Origin of the sequence: Halomonas sp. 707D4 (assembly GCF_024158685.1) — a bacterium.
In the GTDB taxonomy this organism is placed as follows: domain Bacteria; phylum Pseudomonadota; class Gammaproteobacteria; order Pseudomonadales; family Halomonadaceae; genus Vreelandella.
Genome location: NZ_JAMZBD010000303.1, coordinates 1 through 3,937, shown reverse-complemented (window position 1 = coordinate 3,937; position 3,937 = coordinate 1). Strand labels below are relative to the sequence as shown.

Below are 3,937 nucleotides of genomic sequence, written 5' to 3'. Positions count from 1 at the left end.
ACGATCAGCGTGGCGGTCAGCGCGAGCATGCCCACCACGCCTGCGGAAACGGGCAGACCGGAGAGGTGGATCACCCCCTCCCCGATCAGGTAGTAGCCGATCAGCCACAGAAAACCGGTCAGCGCGGGCATCGTGGCCAAGCGTCCTGCAGAAGCGCGAGAGGATCAGCCCAGAAGCTCATTGGCCTGGGTGACGATGTTCTCCACGGTGAAGCCGAAGTGCTTGAACAGATCGCCCGCCGGCGCGGACTCACCGAAGGTGGTCATGCCGACGATCCGGCCGTCGAGGCCGACGTACTTGTACCAGTAGTCGCCGTGAGCCGCTTCGATGGCGATGCGCCGGGTCACTGCGCGCGGCAGCACGCTTTCACGGTACTCGGCGTCCTGCTCGTCGAAGCGGTCGGTCGAAGGCATCGACACCACACGCACCGCGTGGCCGGCCTTCTCGAGCTCGGCGGCGGCATCCATGGCGAGACCCACTTCCGAGCCGGTGGCGATCAGAAGCAGCGCCGGGGTGCCCTCGGCATCCTTCAGCACGTAGCCGCCGCGCTGGATGTGGGCCAGCTGCGCCTTGCTGCGCGCCTGGTGCGGCAGGTTCTGGCGCGACAGGATCAGCGCCGTGGGGCCGGCGTGGCGCTTGAGCGCCGCGTCCCAGGCCGCCATGGTCTCGACGGCGTCGCAGGGGCGCCAGGTCGACAGATTCGGCGTGGTGCGAAGGCTGGTGAGCTGCTCGATCGGCTGGTGGGTCGGGCCGTCCTCGCCAAGGCCGATGGAGTCGTGGGTGAACACGTAGATCGCCTGACGACCGATCAGCGCGGCCATGCGTACGGCGTTGCGCATGTACTCCATGAAGATCAGGAACGTGGCGCCGTAGGGCACGAAGCCGCCATGCAGGGCGATGCCGTTCATCACCGCGCCCATGCCGAACTCGCGCACGCCGTAGTGCAGGTAGCTGCCGCCGGGGTTCTCGGCGGTGATCGCCTGGGTGCCTTCCCAGAAGGTCAGGTTCGACGGCGCGAGATCGGCGCTGCCGCCGAGAAGTTCGGGCATCTGCGGGCCGATGGCGTTGAGCGCCAGAAGGGACGCCTTGCGCGAAGCGATGCTCTCGCCTTTCTCCTGGGCCTTCTCGATCAGCGCCTCGGTGCCGAGTTCCGCCGGCAGTTCGCCCTTCATGCGGCGCTGGAACTCGCGGGCGAGTTCAGGGTGGGCCTCGGCGTAGCGCGCGAAGCGCTCTTTCCAGGCTTGTTGCTGCTTCTTGCCCTCGTCGCGGGCATCCCAGGCGGAGTAGATCGGCTCCGGGATATGGAACGGAGCGTGCTCCCAGCCAAGCTCGCGGCGTGCGGCGGCGACTTCGTCGTCACCCAGCGGGGCGCCGTGGGCGTCCTCCTTGCCCTGCTTGTTGGGCGCACCGAAGCCGATGATGGTCTTGCAGATGATCAGGCTCGGCTTGTCGCTCTGCTTGGCGAGCTCGATGGCCGCCTTGATCTCGTCGGGCTTGTGGCCGTCGACGTTGGGCACCACGTGCCAGCCGTAGGCCTCGAAGCGCTTGGCGGTATCGTCGGTGAACCAGCCCTCGACCTCGCCGTCGATGGAGATGCCGTTGTCGTCGTACAGCGCGATCAGCTTGCCGAGCTGCTGGGTGCCGGCGAGCGACGCCGCCTCGTGGGAGATACCCTCCATCAGGCAGCCGTCACCGAGGAAACACCAGGTGTGGTGGTCGACCACGGTATGGCCGGGGCGGTTGAACTGCGCCGCCAGCGTCTTTTCGGCGATGGCGAAGCCCACGGCGTTGGCAAAGCCCTGACCGAGCGGGCCGGTCGTGGTCTCGATCCCTGGTGCGTAGCCGAATTCCGGGTGGCCGGCGGTGGGCGAGTGGAGCTGGCGAAACGCCTGCAGGTGCTCCAGGCTCACGTCGTAGCCGGTGAGGTGCAAAAGCGAGTAGAGCAGCATCGAGCCGTGGCCGTTGGAGAGCACGAAGCGGTCGCGGTCGGCCCACTTCGGGTCTTCCGGGTTGTGCTTGAGGTAGTCGTTCCACAGCACCTCGGCGATGTCCGCCATGCCCATGGGCGCGCCGGGGTGACCGGATTTGGCCTTCTGCACGGCATCCATGGAAAGGGCGCGAATGGCGTTGGCCAACTCGAAACGGGACGGCATGGAGTGCTCCTCGCTTGCAAACGGAAAACAGGTATCGACAACAGGAAAGGCGCCATTGTCGCTGACTTCCCCGGCCTCGGCAAATTATGCGGACACGTTGTGGGAAGAAGCGCGCCATATGTGTAAACTTCGCCGTCTGATGCGGCCTGGCCGCTTTACCACTCTGGCAGGGTGCCTCCTGCCATGATTTTCTTGAGGCTGTCACCTGGCAGCCATCGTACGAGGGCCGAGCGCGCAATGAGCGAATATTCCCTGTTTACCTCCGAGTCCGTTTCCGAAGGGCACCCCGACAAGATCGCCGACCAGATTTCCGATGCGGTGCTGGATGCGATTATTGCCCGGGACAAGCAGGCGCGCGTGGCCTGCGAGACCCTGGTGAAGACCGGTGTGGCGATCATCGCCGGCGAGATCACCACCTCCGCCTGGGTCGATCTGGAGACGCTGGTGCGCGACGTCATCACCGATATCGGCTATACCTCCTCCCAGGTCGGCTTCGACGGCGCCACCTGCGGCGTGGTGAACCTGATCGGCAAGCAGAGCGTGGAGATCGCCCAGGGCGTGGATCGCTCCAGGCCCGAAGATCAAGGCGCGGGCGACCAGGGCCTGATGTTCGGCTACGCCACCAACGAAACCGACGCCTATATGCCGGCGCCGATCCACTACTCCCACCGCCTGGTGGAGCGCCAGGCGGAGCTGCGCAAGAACGGCCTGCTGCCGTGGCTGCGCCCGGACGCCAAGAGCCAGGTGACCTTCCGTTACGACGCGCAGGGTCAGCCCTGCGGCGTCGACGCGGTGGTGCTCTCCACCCAGCACGATCCGGAGATCGCCCAGGAAGATCTGCGCCACATGGTCCAGCGCGAGATCATCGAGGAAGTGCTGCCCGCCGAATGGCTTGACGAGAACACCCAGTACCACATCAACCCGACGGGCAAGTTCGTGATCGGCGGGCCGGTGGGCGACTGTGGCCTGACCGGGCGCAAGATCATCGTCGATACCTACGGCGGCATGGCCCGCCACGGCGGCGGTGCGTTCTCGGGCAAGGATCCGTCCAAGGTCGACCGCAGTGCCGCTTACGCCGGACGCTACGTGGCCAAGAACGTGGTCGCTGCGGGCCTGGCCGACAAGTGCGAGATCCAGGTGTCGTATGCCATCGGCGTGGCCGAGCCGACGTCGGTCTCCATCGACACCTTCGGTACCGGCAAGATCGACGACGCGACCATCGTCAAGCTGGTACGCGAGCACTTCGACCTGCGTCCCTACGCGATCACCAAGATGCTCGATCTCCTGCACCCGATGTACCAGCTCACCGCCGCCTACGGCCACTTCGGCCGCGAGCCCTTCGAGCACAGCTACACCTGGGTCGACGACAAGGGCGAGACGCAGACCGAAACCTTCACCGCCTTCCCCTGGGAGAAGATCGACAAGGCCGACGCCTTGAGAGCCGCCGCTGGCCTGTAAGCCGCTCGTCTCTTTCGATGACGCCCCCGTTGACAGCGGGGGCGTTTTTTTTGGGCGAGTATCGGCTGCGTGCTCTAGGCTTTGCTATGCATACTTAGGCTCGGGCCGCTGCCATGACGAGAACGTCTTTTCTTCCCCGCTTGCCCCTTGCGCTGCTTGCCACCGCGCTGTGGCTGGTGCTGGCGCCAGCCGCCGCCAACGCCTGCCCTGACTGGCCCGGGGCACGGCTGGAGCGCGAGGCTCAGGCGCTCGCCGAGCAGATCGCCCTGTGGGATCTGAGCTACCACGGCGACGGCGTCGCGCTGGTGGAGGACACCCTCTACGAC

At 66.1% G+C, this 3,937-nt stretch carries 2 protein-coding genes and 1 pseudogene; 2 read left to right on the top strand and 1 reads right to left on the bottom strand.

Annotated features, from left to right (window positions below; genetic code table 11):
• Nucleotides 1-164: 164 nt before the first annotated feature.
• Complete coding sequence (tkt, locus tag BIS11_RS12490; protein WP_253423489.1) at nucleotides 165-2,153, bottom strand: transketolase; 1,989 nt, start codon at nucleotides 2,151-2,153, stop codon at nucleotides 165-167.
• 237 nt (nucleotides 2,154-2,390) lie between these two features.
• On the opposite strand from tkt, the gene metK reads away from it, so the two are divergent.
• Complete coding sequence (gene metK, locus BIS11_RS12485) at nucleotides 2,391-3,611, top strand: methionine adenosyltransferase (protein ID WP_253423492.1); 1,221 nt, start codon at nucleotides 2,391-2,393, stop codon at nucleotides 3,609-3,611.
• Nucleotides 3,612-3,724: 113 nt separating this feature from the next.
• A pseudogene (locus tag BIS11_RS12480) lies at nucleotides 3,725-3,937 on the top strand (DNA ligase B); the annotation flags it as partial.